Annotated in this window: 13 protein-coding genes and 1 pseudogene; 6 read left to right on the top strand and 8 right to left on the bottom strand. The window is 66.8% G+C overall.

Annotated features, from left to right (window positions below; all coding sequences use genetic code 11):
- Positions 1–336: 336 nt before the first annotated feature.
- Positions 337–540: a hypothetical protein gene (locus BG61_RS36190; RefSeq protein WP_035935742.1), complete on the top strand. Its 204-nt coding sequence runs from the start codon at positions 337–339 to the stop codon at positions 538–540.
- 74 nt (positions 541–614) lie between these two features.
- Here the strand turns inward: BG61_RS36190 and BG61_RS36185 are convergent, their stop codons facing one another.
- A complete protein-coding gene (locus tag BG61_RS36185; protein WP_035935740.1) occupies positions 615–1,655 on the bottom strand; it encodes a LacI family DNA-binding transcriptional regulator in 1,041 nt (346 codons plus the stop codon).
- Between the two features lie 328 nt (positions 1,656–1,983).
- On the opposite strand from BG61_RS36185, the gene BG61_RS36180 reads away from it, so the two are divergent.
- The 5 genes from BG61_RS36180 to BG61_RS36160 all read left to right on the top strand — a co-directional run bounded on the left by BG61_RS36180 (position 1,984) and on the right by BG61_RS36160 (position 6,657).
- Positions 1,984–3,345, top strand: a complete 1,362-nt coding sequence (locus BG61_RS36180) for an MFS transporter (protein WP_051673026.1) — start codon at positions 1,984–1,986, stop codon at positions 3,343–3,345.
- Between the two features lie 59 nt (positions 3,346–3,404).
- On the top strand, positions 3,405–4,568 hold the full coding sequence (locus BG61_RS36175; protein ID WP_035935738.1) for a mandelate racemase/muconate lactonizing enzyme family protein: 1,164 nt from the start codon (positions 3,405–3,407) through the stop codon (positions 4,566–4,568).
- A gap of 150 nt (positions 4,569–4,718) precedes the next feature.
- Positions 4,719–5,669, top strand: coding sequence for an urea transporter (locus BG61_RS36170; RefSeq protein WP_035935735.1), 951 nt, complete (start codon positions 4,719–4,721; stop codon positions 5,667–5,669).
- Positions 5,647–6,423: a class II aldolase/adducin family protein gene (locus BG61_RS36165; RefSeq protein WP_035935734.1), complete on the top strand. Its 777-nt coding sequence runs from the start codon at positions 5,647–5,649 to the stop codon at positions 6,421–6,423. The genes BG61_RS36170 and BG61_RS36165 overlap by 23 nt, the downstream gene beginning before the upstream one ends.
- A gap of 48 nt (positions 6,424–6,471) precedes the next feature.
- The gene (locus BG61_RS36160) at positions 6,472–6,657 is read left to right on the top strand and encodes a 4-oxalocrotonate tautomerase (RefSeq protein ID WP_035935732.1); all 186 of its coding nucleotides are present in this window, start codon (positions 6,472–6,474) and stop codon (positions 6,655–6,657) included.
- Between the two features lie 56 nt (positions 6,658–6,713).
- Here BG61_RS36160 and BG61_RS36155 read toward each other — a convergent pair whose 3' ends face one another.
- The 7 genes and pseudogenes from BG61_RS36155 to BG61_RS36125 form a co-directional block, all read right to left on the bottom strand.
- Positions 6,714–8,885: a malate synthase G gene (locus BG61_RS36155; protein WP_035935731.1), complete on the bottom strand. Its 2,172-nt coding sequence runs from the start codon at positions 8,883–8,885 to the stop codon at positions 6,714–6,716.
- 195 nt (positions 8,886–9,080) lie between these two features.
- Positions 9,081–9,587, bottom strand: a complete 507-nt coding sequence (locus BG61_RS36150; protein ID WP_035935728.1) for a GAF domain-containing protein — start codon at positions 9,585–9,587, stop codon at positions 9,081–9,083.
- 280 nt (positions 9,588–9,867) lie between these two features.
- Positions 9,868–10,617 (bottom strand): DUF899 domain-containing protein, encoded by a 750-nt coding sequence (locus BG61_RS36145; protein ID WP_035935725.1) that lies wholly within the window; start codon positions 10,615–10,617, stop codon positions 9,868–9,870.
- 64 nt (positions 10,618–10,681) lie between these two features.
- Positions 10,682–11,110, bottom strand: a complete 429-nt coding sequence (locus tag BG61_RS36140) for an SRPBCC family protein (protein WP_035935723.1) — start codon at positions 11,108–11,110, stop codon at positions 10,682–10,684.
- A complete protein-coding gene (locus tag BG61_RS36135) occupies positions 11,020–11,451 on the bottom strand; it encodes an ArsR/SmtB family transcription factor (protein ID WP_035935720.1) in 432 nt (143 codons plus the stop codon). The genes BG61_RS36140 and BG61_RS36135 overlap by 91 nt, the downstream gene beginning before the upstream one ends.
- A gap of 159 nt (positions 11,452–11,610) precedes the next feature.
- Positions 11,611–13,851: a xanthine dehydrogenase family protein molybdopterin-binding subunit gene (locus tag BG61_RS36130; RefSeq protein ID WP_035935716.1), complete on the bottom strand. Its 2,241-nt coding sequence runs from the start codon at positions 13,849–13,851 to the stop codon at positions 11,611–11,613.
- Positions 13,852–13,873: 22 nt separating this feature from the next.
- A pseudogene (locus tag BG61_RS36125) lies at positions 13,874–14,141 on the bottom strand (FAD binding domain-containing protein); the annotation flags it as partial.

Genomic DNA, 14,141 nt, shown 5'->3' with positions numbered 1-14,141 from the left:
CGACAAGCGGAAGATGGGCGTTTTCGTCATCCCCGTCTGGGTGGCGGTGCTCGCGTGGCTGGTGGCAAGCGTGATCGTGATACTCAACGTGAAGCTGCTGGCCGATACGCTGTTCGGGTAGGCGCTGCGGCTTCTCCAGGCGAAAAAGATGATCGACGAAACACGGCCGACGAATGCGCTGATGCCGAACCGGGCGTCGAGCGAGGGCAAGCCGGTGTAGGGCGAAGTACGGCCGTCTTGCCCGACCGGAGCGCGCGTGTTGGTGTATTGCAACGCAATATAGGGTAAACCCTTAATTCTGTTACAATCCATGGCAGAAATAACGGAGCCCTTGGTATGCCACACCGCTTTCCAGTCCTCGAGCGAATCGCATTCTCGCTGTTCGCCCTGTCCGCCGTCCTCGACGCCACGTATATCGGATACGAGAAGAACCCCGACTTCAGGCAGAACGTCCAGGAGATCGTGCGCATTGGAAAGGCGGTGTCGCTCAGCTATCCGGATACCGAAGCCGACCCCTGGATGCCCCTGGCATTCAGTTGAGCGCATGGCGGGCGCCCGGTTCCGGCCGCCCGCACGCTCGCTGTTGCGCGCGGCGCCGCTGATTTCCCCATCTCCTATCTTCCCGGGTGGAAACGGCCGCAACTCTGGCGCGGTTCGAACCACGTCGGCAGGGTGACCGGCTCGGTCTTGCCCGGCGATTCCAGTTGCGCCAGCAGCACTTCGGCCGCGCGTTTGCCCAGGAGCGCGGTGTCGCGCATGACGGTGGCGATCGGCGGCTGATGGAAGCGGCTGAGCGGCACGTCGTCGCAGCAAATCAGCGACAGATCCACGCCCAGTTGCAGCTTGCGCCGGTCCACGGCGCGCAGCGCCCCTTCCAGCAACTGATTGCCGCCCAGAATCACCGCGCTCGGCGGCGTTTCGCTCGACAGCATGGCTTCGAGCGCCTCCTCCCCATGTTCCGCCGACAGCGTCCCGCGATGCACGACCAGATCGCGCGGCGTGCCGAATCCGTCGTACGCATCCTCCACGGCGCGGATGCGCTCGCGCGTCGGCCGCACGTCGCGGCCCACGACGAGCCCGATGCGCCGGTGCCCCGCCGACAGCAGATGGCGCCCCGCGTCGCCGACGCCCTGGTAATGGTCCGACAGTACGTAGTGTGCGGGAATGTCGGCGGGCAGCGTGCGGTCGATCAGCACGACGGGCGCCTGCGTGTTGCGCAGCGCGGCGAGCGTGGCCGGATCGTCCTCCAGCGCGGGCAGGACGATCAGGCCGTCCACCTGCCGCTGCAGCAGCACCTCGATGCGTTCCGCGTCCACGCTCGGAATGCCGCCCGAATTGGTCAACAGCACCGAGTACCGCGCGACGCTGAGCACGCTCTCGGCGCCGCTCACGATCGACGCGATCAGCGGATTATTGATATCCGATCCGACGAAGCCGATCGAATGCGTCGCGCGGCGCCGCAGGCTCTGGGCAAGCAGGTTCGGCGCGTAGCCCAGTTGCCGCGCGGCTTCGAGCACGCGCTGCGTCATCTGCGGGCTGGAGCCGGGCTGGCCGGACAGCACGCGCGACACCGACGCAATGCCCACGCCCGCCAGTTCCGCGACCGCCTTGATGCCCGAGCGCGCGCCGGTGCCTTCCGCCGTCTTCTTGTTCATCGATTTCTTCCACTCGTGTCTTGACAGGTCAATTCTAAGCAATTAATGTCTGGAAACGTTTCCGGAAACGTTTCCAGACATTAATTGGCGGAAAGCGATGCGGGCCGCGCGGCGCAGGCCGGCGCCTGGCGCGCCATGCGCATCCGAAGGAAGCTCCGAAGCGTAGCAAAAAGCAGCGAGCAGCAAAAAGAGCAGGGACCGGTGCAGCGGGGCGCGATTCCCGCACACCACCTTCTACGGGACACATGCCCGTAGCCCATGGAGACAACGCGTGGCGCGAGCCCCTTCGGACGCCGCCGCGACGCGTTCGCAGATAAAGAGGTGACTCTTGCAAAGCGCATCCCGTCAATCGCCGGAGGTCCGGCGCGCCGTTCGAAACGCGATTCTCAGCGCGATCGTCGGCACCGCGGTCGAATGGTACGACTATTACCTGTACGCGACGGCTGCCGCGACGCTCTTCAACACGCTGTTCTTTCCGTCCTACGACCACCTGACCGGAACCTTGCTCGCGTACGCGAGCTTCGCCATCGGCTTTTTCGTGCGGCCCGCGGGCAGCGTGCTGTTCGGCCGGCTCGGCGACCGCATCGGGCGAAAGAAGGTGCTGATCATCACGCTCCTGCTGATGGGCGGCTCCACGACGCTGATGGGCCTGCTGCCCACTTACGCCGCGATCGGCGTGTGGGCGCCGGTGCTGCTCTGCGTGCTGCGCGCGCTGCAGGGTCTCGGCTCGGGCGCCGAATATGCCGGGGCCGTGCTGATGGTGATCGAATATGCGCCGCCGAAGCGCCGCGGCCTCTATGGGTCGCTGCCCTATGTCGGCGTCGCGCTCGGCTTGCTGATGTCGCTCGCGACGTTCCATCTGTCCTCGAACCTCTCGAAGGGCGCCTTCGAGGAATGGGGCTGGCGCATTCCGTTCCTGCTGAGCGCGGTGGTCGTGCTGCTCGGTCTCGTGCTGCGCAGCTCGCTCAAGGAGACGCCGGTGTTCGAGGAGATCAGGCGGAAGAACGCCGTCGTGAAGGCGCCGATCAAGGAGGTGTTCAGCACGTCGCTGCGGCCGATGCTCTGCGCCTGGGGCGCGCGGCTCGGCGACAACTCGCTTGCCTATATCTACGAATCGTTCGTGATCGTGTACGTCACGCAGCAGTTGCACATGTCGCGCGACGTGATCGTCACGGCGCTCATGTTCAGCACCGCGCTGCAGTTCGTGACCGTGCCGTTCTTCGGCTGGGTGTCCGATCTGGTCGGCCGCAAGCCCGTGTACATGGGCGGCGCGCTGATCTCGGGGCTTGCCATCTTTCCGTTCTTCACGATGCTGCAAACCGGCCAGCTCGTCTGGATCTACACCGGGCTCTTCCTCGTCTCGTCGATCGCGAAAACCATGATGACCTCCGCGCAAAGCCCGTGGCTCGCCGAGATGTTCCCGTCGCGCGTGCGGTACACCGGCTTTTCGCTTGCGCGCGAAGTCACCTCGCCGATTTCCGGCGGCATCGCGCCGATGATCGCCGTCGGCCTGCTCTCCGCGGGCGGCGGCTCGCCGCATTTCGTCGCATGGTACGTGGTGGCGCTCGGCGTGATCACGGCGGTCGCGGTGTTCCTCGGACCGGAAACGCGCGGCCGCACGCTCGACGATCACACGCCCGAGCCACGCTGCGGCGTGCCGGATGGCGAGTCCGTCCAGGCGACGCGCTGAGCCGGCCGACGCAGACGAACCGCTTCGATTCAGCATCGATTCACAATGAAGGAGCATCAATGAAAATCACGAAAGTCGAGCCGCTGCACGTCGGCCAGTTCATGTTCGTCCGCGTCGACACCGACGAGGGCATCACCGGCTACGGGGAAGCAGGCGCGTGGGGACACATCGAGGCGTCGGGCGCGGCGATCCGGCGTTTTGCCGAGTACCTCGTCGGCAGGAGCGCGTTCGAGATCGAGCATCACTGGAACGTCATGCACCGCTTCAGCTACTTTCAGGGGCTTGCGATCAACGCGGCGATTTCCGCCATCGACATCGCGCTGTGGGACATCAAGGGCCGCGCGCTGAAGGTGCCGGTCTACGAACTGCTCGGCGGGCCGGTGCGCAAGAAGGCGCGCATCTACGGGCATATCTACGAGAACACCATCGACAAGATCCTGGTGGAGTGCCAGGCGAAGATGGAGGCGGGCTTCAACGCATTCGGCCACCTGAATCCGTTCCTCGACGAAGGCAACGACCAGGTCTACTTCAAGACCCACATCAAGAAGATGCGCGATGCCATCGACAACGTGCGCCGGATGCGCGAAGTCGTCGGCGACAGGGTGGATCTGCTGATCGAGCTGCACCGGCGCCTGACGCCGGCCGAAGCGGTCGTGTTCGCGCGGGGCATCGAGGACACGCATCCGATGTTCATCGAGGACCCGATCCGCCCCGAAGGCCCGGACGCGATGGCGCGCGTCGCCGAGAAGATCCATATCCCGATCGCGACCGGCGAGCGCTTCTCGACGATCTACGAATTCCAGGCGCTGATGGCGCGCGGCGGCGTGGAATACGCGCGCGTCGACCTGTGCCTGTGCGGCGGGATCACCGGCGCGCGCAAGGTCGCCGCGATGGCGGAGGCGAATCACGTGCAGGTCGTGCCGCACAACCCGCTGTCGCCGATCGGCCTTGCCGCCTGCCTGCAACTCGATGCCGCGATCCCGAACTTCGCGGTCCAGGAATACGCGACAGGTTTCGAGGCGGGCATCTTCGAGTCGCGTCCGGAGCATCTGGGCAGCAATATCGTCGACAGCGTGCCGCTGCCGAAGAACGGTTTCGTCGATATTCCGAACGGCCCCGGCCTCGGCATGGCGCTTCTGCCCGATGCGCAGAAGATCCGCCCGCCGCTCTCGAAGCCCATTTCCATGCGCCCGCATTTCGACGGCTTCGTAGTCGATCAGTAAGGCGGCGGGGCGCGGGCGGATACCGGGTATTCACGGACGCTTTGCACGAGCGGCGCGGACTGCTTTATCCTTGCCGCTTTGACATGGCGTCGTCGCGGCTTGCGCTTTCGCGCGGCACAGGACGCGCCGCCCGCCCGATCCGCACCCAGCATGTCTATCGCCATTCACGCCGATGCCGGCATCGGCACCTCCCTGCGCAGTTTCGCCCGAAGCATCGGCCAGATCGTGCTGCAGCGCAATGCCGCGGCCGGCGTGCTGATCGTCGCGGCGGTTTTCTGCTGCAGCCCGCGCCTCGCATGCGCGCTGCTGATCGGCGCGCTGACGGGCAACGTGATCGCCAGCATCATCGACGACAGCGATTCGCACGCGACGCGTAACGATCTGCACGGCTTCAACGGCGCGCTCGCGGCGCTGGCGGCGTTCGCGTATATCCGCGACGACGCGCAGGCGGGGGCGGTCGCGATCGTCGCGGCCATGTTCGCGACCGGGCTGGCCCACCGGCTCACGCTGGCGCTGCAGCGCTGGCGCCTGCCGGTCTATTCGAGCCCCGCGGTGCTGGTCACGTGGTGCTGGCTGCCGCTCTTTTCCGACCCGCCGTCCGGCGCCGCCGTGTCCGCGGGGGCCGCGGCCATGCCGGGCATGGCCGCCGTGCTGAACGCGCCGCACGCGTTTTTCCCGCCTCTGCTGAAGGCCGCGCTGGCGGGCCTGGCGCCCATTGTCTTTTCGACCGGTGCCGTGGCCGGCGCCCTGATTCTCACCGCCCTTTACGTGGCGCGACCGCCGGATGCCGTACGCGCGTTCGCGGGCAGCGCGCTCGGGCTCGCGCTCCATGCGCTCGGCGGCGCGGGCGGCCCGGCGCTCGCGAGCGGTGCGTGCGGCTTCAACGCGGCGCTGACGGCGCTCTCGACTTCGCGATTCGGCATCGCAGCGCTCGCCGCGATCGTCTTCGCGGTGCTGATCGAGCGCGTCGCCGCGTGGCTCGGTGTGCCCGCGCTGACCGCGCCTTTCGTTCTCGCGTCGTGGGTGGTGCAGATGTTCGTGCAGCGCCCCGACCTCCCCGCCAACCACGGAGATCCGAATGTCGTTCACCCACAAGCCTGAGGGCCGCATTGCCGCGTCCGGCCCGGTCTCGGCCGCCGAACAGGCGGTGCGCGCCGATCTCGCGGCCGCGTACCGTCTCATCGCGCTCAACGGCTGGGACGATCTCGTCTACACGCATGTGTCGGCGGCCGTGCCGGGCGAGCCCGGGCGCTTCCTGATCAATCCGTTCGGCCTGTCGTTCGACGAAGTCTGCGCGTCCAACCTCGTCAAGATCGATATTGCGGGCAACGTGATCGGCGCGAGCGAGCATCCGGTCAACGCGACCGGTTTCGCCCTGCACGCCGCCGTCCATGACGCGCGCGCCGATGCAATGTGCGTGATGCATCTGCACGTGCCCGATGCGATCTCCGTCTCCGCGCAGCCGCAGGGGCTTCTGCCCGCGTCGCAGCACGCGATGCGCTTTCACGGACACCTCGCGTATCACGGTTACGAAGGGCTGGCGTTTTCGCCTGCGGAAGGCAAGCGGCTCGTTGCGAGCCTGGGATCGCATCGGGCGATGCTGTTGCGCAATCACGGCCCGCTCACGCTCGGGCGCACGATCGCCGAGGCTTACGTACTGATGGATATGCTCGTGAAGGCTTGCGGCATCCAGTTGCGCGCGCTTGCCGGTGAAACGCGTCTCGTCGTGCCGTCCGCCGAGGTCGTCGCGCGCACGGCGGAGCAGCTTCACGACGGCGATGCGGTCGAAGGCGCGCTCGAATGGCCGGCGCTATTGCGCAGGCTCGATCGCATCGATTCGTCGTATCGTGCGTAGCGGCCTTTCCCGCTGTTCATTCCCAACCACCCCGACCACGGAGTCACCATGCCGACTTTCAACATCCAGCTGTTCGAAGGCAGAACGCCCGAAGAAAAACGCAAGTTCGTCGAGGCGATCACGCGCACGACGTGTGAAACGCTGGGCTGCGCGCCCGGTTCCGTCGACATCATCCTGACCGATGTCAAACGCGAGAACTGGGCGACGGCGGGCAAGCTCTGGTCCGACGAGTAAGGCTGCGTGACCGGCGCACAACCTCTGGCGCACACCGGTCACGCGATCCGCTTGCCTCAGATCTTCTTCGCCATCAACCGGAACTTGTGCAGCAGCGGTTCCGTATAGCCGTTGGGCTGCGTGCGGCCCTCGAACACGAGCGCGCATGCGGCCATGAACGCGAGCGAACTGTCGAGGGCGGGCGCCATCGGTTGATAGTGCGGATCGGCGGCGTTCTGCTGATCGACGACGGCCGCCATCCGCTCCAGCGTCGTGCGCACCTGCTCCTGCGTCACGACGCCGTGATACAGCCAGTTCGCGATGTGCTGGCTGGAGATGCGCAGCGTCGCGCGGTCTTCCATCAGCCCGACGTTGTTGATGTCCGGCACCTTCGAGCAGCCCACACCCTGATCGATCCAGCGCACCACGTAGCCGAGAATGCCCTGCGCGTTGTTCTCGAGTTCGTGGCGAATCTCGTCCGGCGTCCACGCGGCCTTTTCCACGACGGGAATGGTCAGGAGGCCGTCGAGCAGTTCATCGCGCGCGGCTTCGTAGTCGATGCTTTCCATCTCCCGCTGCACGGACTGGACGTCGACCTGGTGATAGTGCAGCGCGTGCAGTGTCGCGGCGGTGGGCGAGGGCACCCACGCCGTGTTGGCGCCCGCCTTCGGATGCGCGACTTTCTGTTCGAGCATCGCGTGCATCAGGTCGGGCATCGCCCACATGCCCTTGCCGATCTGCGCGCGGCCGCGCAGGCCCGTGTTCAGCCCGACGAGCACGTTGTTGCGCTCATACGCGCCGATCCACGCCGACGACTTCATGTCGCCCTTCCTCATCATCGCGCCGGCTTCCATCGACGAATGCATTTCGTCGCCGGTGCGATCGAGAAAGCCCGTGTTGATGAACGCGACACGCGCCGAGGCCGCCGCGATGCATGCCTTCAGGTTGACGCTCGTGCGGCGCTCCTCGTCCATGATGCCCATCTTGATCGTGTGGCGCGCGAGGCCGAGCAGGTCTTCGACACGCCCGAACAGCTCGTCGGAGAACGCCGCTTCCGCGGGGCCGTGCATCTTCGGCTTGACGATGTAGATCGAGCCGGTGCGCGAGTTGAGGCGCCGCTCGAAGTCGTGCACCGCGCCGAGCGTCGTCATGACCGCATCCAGGATGCCTTCGGGAATCTCGTTGCCGTCGCGATCGAGCACGGCGGGGTTCGTCATCAGATGCCCGACGTTGCGGATGAAGAGGAGCGACCGTCCGTGCAGCGTGAGCGTGCCGCCATCGGGTTTCGCATACTCGCGATCCGCGTTCAGGCGCCGCTTGAAGGTCTTGCCACCCTTCGTGACTTCTTCGGCGAGATCGCCCTTCATCAGGCCGAGCCAGTTGCGGTAGAGCTGGACCTTGTCGTTCGCATCGACGGCGGCGACCGAATCCTCGCAGTCGATGATCGTGCTGATCGCCGCTTCGATCAGCACGTCCTTGACGTTCGCGGCATCGGTCTTGCCGATCGGGTCGGCGGCGTCGATCTGGATTTCGAAGTGCAGGTCGTTGTGCTTGAGCAGCACCGCCGACGGCGCTTTCGGATCGCCCTGGAAGCCGGCGAACTGTTCGGGATTGGCAAGCCCGGTGCGGCCGTCCTTCAGGGTCACGACGAGCCGGCCGTGCTCGACGCCATAATGCGTGGCGTCGGCATGCGAGGCGTCGGCGAGTGGGGCGCTGTCGTCGAGAAAGGCCCGCGCCCGCTCGATCACGCGGGCGCCGCGCGTCGGGTTGAACGCGGCGGTCTTGTGCGCGCCGTCCGTCTCGGGGATCGCGTCGGTGCCGTAGAGCGCATCGTAGAGGCTGCCCCAGCGCGCGTTCGCGGCGTTGAGCGCATAGCGCAGGTTCGAGAGCGGAACGACGAGCTGCGGCCCCGCCTGCTCGGCGATTTCGCGGTCGACGTTGGCCGTGGTCGCGCGCACGCTGGCGGGCGCCGGGACGATGTAGCCGATGCGCTCGAGGAACGCGCGATAGGCACGCAAATCGCGCACCGGTCCCGGATTCTCGCGATGCCACGTGTCGAGTTCGCCCTGCAGGCGGTCGCGTTCGGCGAGCAGCGCGCGGTTCTTCGGCGCGAGATCGTGAACGAGTGCGTCGAACCCTTTCCAGAAGGCCGCGCTGTCGACGCCCGTGCCGGGCAGCGCCTCCTCTTCGATGAACTGGTTCAGGTTCGCTGCGACCTGCAGCCCGTTTTGCTTGATCATTTCATTCATGGAAGGCTCCAACTGGCTTTTCCGATAACTTGTTCATCCATTCACCGACATTCGCGCGGCGCGTCCCGGCCTGCGCGTCCTGTCCGCCTCCACGTTCTTCTTCGAGTGCACCGCGGCAGGCCGCCTGACGGGCGCGAGCGCCGCCGGACCGCCTCCGCTGCGTTTGATGAGTTTATGTTATAGCTGCTTCGGCCGCTACGATCCAGTGCCGCGCTCGCCAAGGCTGCCGACGAACACGGCGGCCACGGCTTCGAGCCCAGCGCGGTCCTCGTCGTCGAAACGGGCGGGCACCGGGCTGTCGAGATCGAGCACGCCGATCAGGTCTCCTGCGCCGCTCACGAGCGGGATCACGATTTCCGAGCGCGACGCGGCATCGCACGCGATATGGCCCGGGAACGCATGCACGTCCGGCACCACCTGCGTTTCCCGCGTCTCGGCGGCGCGGCCGCACACGCCGCGGCCAATCGCGATGCGCACGCACGCGGGCTTGCCCTGAAACGGCCCGACGACCAGTTCGCCGCCGGTGAGGAAGTAGAACCCGGCCCAGTTCAGTTCGGGCATCGTCTGATACAGCAGCGCGGAAAGGTTCGCGGCATTCGCCACGCGATTCGTTTCGTCAGCTAGCAATGCGCGCGCCTGCATTGTCAGTTCGCCGTAAAACTCGCGCTTGGGCAGCGCGGCGGAAACGGTTCCTTCGAACATGTTGCTTGCCTGTCAGTTTGGCTTGCGGAGGCAAAAGCCTCGCTGCCGCTTCATCGGCAGCGTGATGGCCGGGCGCGGCGCCGGGGGGGAGGACGCTGCGCTCGCGGACTTCCCGCAAGGAATGTTGGAAGGAGACGACTATGATACGTCGATCGCGAAGATCATGACGGATAGGGGTGCGCAGCAGCGGCGGGCGGGCGTATGGCGAAGGGGCGGCGGAGTCGGGCGGCGCGGTGAAACGGCCGGAATTGCCCCGGCCGCTTCGGCGCCGCCGCGCCTTTCAACGGCTGGACGGCATCTCTGCACAACATCCGTGCGTGGCGTGCCTGGCGTCGTCGTAGCGGTCGTGATGACGCACCCAGTCCATCAGGTTGTGCTCCTCGTTGCGGCCCTTCGGCGTGAGTTCGAGCAGCGCGTAAGTGCCGATCGCCATCTCGCCGCCGCGTGCGTAGGTGGAATACGTGTGGAACACATTGCCGTCGTCGTCGCGCACGAACACCGAGAGGCCCGGCATCTCATCGCTTCCGTAGTCCTGCTGTGCGAAGTTGTAGAAGGTCTTGCCCCGCGCCTTTTCTTCGTCGGTGGAGGACACGTGGTAGTCGAAGTTGAAGTCGCTTTCGTACGACGACACCCAGCGAAAGCGCCATCCCATGCGCCTCTTGAACGCCTCGATGTTCGCGAGCGGCGCGCGCGAGACGGCCACGTACGACACGTCGTGATGCTCGAGATGCGGCAGCATGCCGTCGATGTGGTCCGAGAGGAACGAGCAGCCGATGCAGCCTTCGTCCCAGTCGGGGCCGAGCATGAAGTGATAGACGATGAGCTGGCTGCGCCCGTCGAAGAGTTCACCGAGCGTCCTGCGGCCAACCGCCGTATCGAACGTGTAGGTCTTCTCGACCTTCACCCACGGCAGCGTGCGGCGTCGCGCGACGAGCGCGTCGCGGGCATGCGTGAACGCCTTTTCGTCGGCGAGCAGCGCGCGCCGCGCATCCAGCCAGTCCTGCCTCGAAACGATCCTGTGCGGTTCCATCTGCGGCTCCTCCTGTGAGCAACGGGTTTGGACGCGCGGCTGGCGCGCCGCGCGGGGCGAACGATCAGGCGCAGTACCGCACGAGCTTGTCGAGGCCGCTGCTCCAGCCCTCGCGATGGCGATCGCGCGCGGCTTCGTCGAAGAACTGTTCGTGCGTGAGGGTAAGCTCGGTCGCCTCGCCGTCGGGACGCAGCGCGACCGTCACGAGCGACTCGCGTTCCGGCGTGCTGCGCCACGCCCAGGTGAACACGAGCTTCGCGTCGGGCACGACCTCGCGGTACACGCCGCTCACGTCATGCTCTTCGCCGCCGGGCGAGCGCATCACGATGCGATAGCGGCCGCCCGTGCGCACGTCGGCTTGCGCGTGCAGGCACACGACGTCGCCCGGCCCCATCCACTGCGTTATTTGCGCCGGGTCGGTCCACGCGGCGAAGACTTTGGCGGGCGGCGCGTTGAGCCGCCGGACGAGGGTGAGGCTGGGCTTTTCGGACATGCGTCCTCCTCGACGAACGCCGCAAGGCGATCGAGTTGTTCGGTCCAGAAGCGCTGATAGCGGGTGAGCCATGCCAGCGCTTCCTCCATCGGTCCCGCTGAGAGGCGGCACGCCACCGTGCGCCCCGTCTTGCTGCGCGTGATGAGCCCGGCGCCGGACAGCACGTCGAGATGCTTCATCACCGCGGGCAGCGACATGGCGAACGGCTCGGCGAGCGTGCTCACCGGCAGGTCGTGCTGCTCCGAGAGGCGCGCGAGCATCGCGCGCCGCGTGGGATCGGCGAGCGCCGCGAAGATGCGGTCGAGCGAATCACCGGGGTTCGCGTTCTGATACTTAACCATGAGGTTAAGTTTAGGAGATCACGAAGCGTTGTCAAGGCGCGCGGTGACGGGCAGGAGAATGGAGGAGGGCAGATGGAAAAAGGAGGACCGCGAATGCCGGACCCATTGGTCCGGCATTCGCGGTCAATGCCGCAAAAGCTTGCTCAGCCGCGCCGGTTCTCAGGCAGGCTTGCCCGCCGCGAGCAGGTCTTCGATCATCACCGGCAACCGGCGCACGCGCACGCCTGTCGCGTGATAGACCGCGCCCGTGATCGCAGCCGCGATCCCGGCCAGCCCGATTTCCGCGATACCCCGCGCGCCCAGTTCGTTGAAGATCGTGTCCGGGTAATCGAGGAACGAGACGTCGAGTGCCGGCGCATCCGCATGCGAGGCGATGATGTAGTCGGCCAGATTGTTGTTGATCGGCGCGCCGTAGCGCTCGTCGTACATCGTGTGCTCGAAGAGCGCCATGCCGACACCCATCACCACCGCGCCTTCAATCTGGTTGCGCCCCGCCTTCGGGTTCAGGATGCGCCCGGCGTCGATCACCGTGACAACGCGGCTCACGCGCAGTTGCGCGATCTCCGGCTGCCACGTCACTTCGGCGAAATGCGCGCCGTAGGAGTGGATCGACCATTTCTTCTTCAGCGGATCGTCGAAGCCGCCCTTCGCGCTGCCGTGGCCCGACGCGGCGTGCATCCGCGCTGCTTCCAGGATTTCGCCGAACGGCACGCCGCTTTTGGGCGCCTCGCCCTTGCGATGCACGCGCCCGTCGCTGAACGCGAGCGACTCGGCCTTGGCCCCCGCGAACGGCGACTCCGCGAGCGCAGCCGCCTTCGCGAGCACCACGTCGACCGCCGCGCGGGCGGCGTCCGTCACGGCGGGAATCACCGAAGCGGTTGCAGCCGACCCGCCCGAGATCGGGCCGAGGGGCAGCGCGCTGTCGCCCAGTCCGACTTCGATCTGCTCGAGCGGCAGGCCCGTCTGTGCGGCGACGAGTTGCGCGAGGATCGTGTACGTGCCGGTGCCGATGTCCTGCGTGCCGCAGACGACGCGCGCCGTGCCGTCCGCGCGCAGGTCGACGGTGGCGTCCGCCGAAAAGCGGATGCCCGGCCAGCCGCATGCGGCGACGCCCCAGCCGAGCGTGAGGCCGTCGCGCTTCATCGAAGCGACGCCCGGCGTGCGCTTTTCCCAGCCGAAGCGCTCGGCGCCGGTGCGCAGGCACTCCACCAGATGCCGCGACGAGAACGGCAGCCCGGTGCTTTCGTCGACGCTCGGCTCGTTCATGATGCGAAACTCGACCGGGTCGAGATTCAGCTTGACCGCGAGTTCGTCCATCGCGGATTCGAGCGCGTACAGACCCGGCACCGCGCCCGGCCCGCGCATCGCGGTGGGCGAGCCGACGTTGCGCTGCACCGTCGCCGCGCTCACGCGCAGGTTGGGCGTGCTGTAGAGGAGCGGCGTCGCCTCACCGCAGCTCTCGGAGTACGCGTCGAGGATCGCGCGGTGATTCAGGTAATCGTGACGGATCGACGTGAGCTTGCCGTTCGCGTCGGCGGAAAGGCGCATGCGCTGCTGCGTGACCGGCCGGTGCCCGACGTTCTGGAACATCATCTTGCGGTTGAGCACGAGCTTGACCGGGCGGCCGGTATGGCGCGAGGCGGCGGCCGCGAGCAGCGAATGCGGCCACATCCAGAGCTTGCCGCCGAAGCCCGAACCGAGATAGCGCGAAATGACCCGCACCTTTTCCTTCGGCAGGCCGAGCATCTGCACGAGCGTGCCCTGATGGTTCGAGATCGACTGCGTGGTCTCGTAGAACGTGTAGCCTTCGCCGTCCCACTGGGCGACGGTGGCGTGCAGCTCGATCGGATTGTGCGTTTCGACGGGCGTCACATACGTTTCGTCGAGCGTGACGGCGGCGCCGTCGAATGCGCGCGCCGCGTCGCCGCGCTCGCTTTCGACCTTCAGTTCGGCGTCGGTCGAAAGGTCGGCGCGCACGTCGTGCGGGGCGACGTCGTAGCCGACCTTGATCGCCGCCGCCGCGGCGCTCGCTGCTTCGAACGTATCCGCGATCACGAGCGCCACGTACTGGCCGTAGTAGCGGATTACGTCGTCGTCGAACGGCGGGCGGGCTTCGTCGACGTAGCCGCCGTCAATCGAGTTGCCGGAAATCCGGTAGAAGCGGCCGATGTTGCCGCGATGCAGGACCGCCTGCACGCCGGGCATGGCCTCGGCGGCGGCGAATTCGAGCGACGTCACCTTGCCGCTTGCAATGGTGCTGCACACCGGAACCGCGTGCAGCAATCCCGGCAGGTCCACATCCGAGGTATAGGTTGCGCGGCCGCTCACCTTGAGCGGCCCCTCGATGCGCGAGTACGGCCGTCCGATGACGGACTGCGTGGAGTCGAGCGCGATGGGCATGGAAAGGGTTCCTTTGACTGTGTCAGGCCGTGGCGGCCTCTTTGAGCGCATGCACGAGGCAGCGCTGCGCGAGTTCGACCTTGAAGCCGTTCTGGCTCTGCGGCTTCGCGCCGGCAAGCGCGGCAGCGGCAGCGCGCGCGAAGCTCGCTTCGTCGGGCGCCGCCGACACGAGCGCGGCTTCCGCTTCGCGCGAGCGCCACGGCTTCGTGCCGACGCCGCCGAGCGCGACGCGCGCGTGGCTGATGCGGCCGTTCGCAACGGTGACGATCACCGCCGCCGACGCCAGCGCG

The organism is Caballeronia glathei (assembly GCF_000698595.1).
In the GTDB taxonomy this organism is placed as follows: domain Bacteria; phylum Pseudomonadota; class Gammaproteobacteria; order Burkholderiales; family Burkholderiaceae; genus Caballeronia; species Caballeronia glathei.
The sequence above is the reverse complement of the archived record's forward strand: the minus strand, read 5'-3'. Positions and strand labels throughout refer to the sequence as shown.

Bases quoted from the DNA above. Each gene is read 5' to 3' on its own strand.
- BG61_RS36190 (WP_035935742.1), top strand. From the start codon at position 337: ATGCCACACCGCTTTCCAGTCCTCGAGCGAATCGCATTCTCGCTGTTC.
- BG61_RS36185 (WP_035935740.1), bottom strand. From the start codon at position 1,655: ATGAACAAGAAGACGGCGGAAGGCACCGGCGCGCGCTCGGGCATCAAG.
- BG61_RS36175 (WP_035935738.1), top strand. From the start codon at position 3,405: ATGAAAATCACGAAAGTCGAGCCGCTGCACGTCGGCCAGTTCATGTTC.
- BG61_RS36170 (WP_035935735.1), top strand. From the start codon at position 4,719: ATGTCTATCGCCATTCACGCCGATGCCGGCATCGGCACCTCCCTGCGC.
- BG61_RS36165 (WP_035935734.1), top strand. From the start codon at position 5,647: ATGTCGTTCACCCACAAGCCTGAGGGCCGCATTGCCGCGTCCGGCCCG.
- BG61_RS36160 (WP_035935732.1), top strand. From the start codon at position 6,472: ATGCCGACTTTCAACATCCAGCTGTTCGAAGGCAGAACGCCCGAAGAA.
- BG61_RS36155 (WP_035935731.1), bottom strand. From the start codon at position 8,885: ATGAATGAAATGATCAAGCAAAACGGGCTGCAGGTCGCAGCGAACCTG.
- BG61_RS36150 (WP_035935728.1), bottom strand. From the start codon at position 9,587: ATGTTCGAAGGAACCGTTTCCGCCGCGCTGCCCAAGCGCGAGTTTTAC.
- BG61_RS36145 (WP_035935725.1), bottom strand. From the start codon at position 10,617: ATGGAACCGCACAGGATCGTTTCGAGGCAGGACTGGCTGGATGCGCGG.
- BG61_RS36140 (WP_035935723.1), bottom strand. From the start codon at position 11,110: ATGTCCGAAAAGCCCAGCCTCACCCTCGTCCGGCGGCTCAACGCGCCG.
- BG61_RS36135 (WP_035935720.1), bottom strand. From the start codon at position 11,451: ATGGTTAAGTATCAGAACGCGAACCCCGGTGATTCGCTCGACCGCATC.
- BG61_RS36130 (WP_035935716.1), bottom strand. From the start codon at position 13,851: ATGCCCATCGCGCTCGACTCCACGCAGTCCGTCATCGGACGGCCGTAC.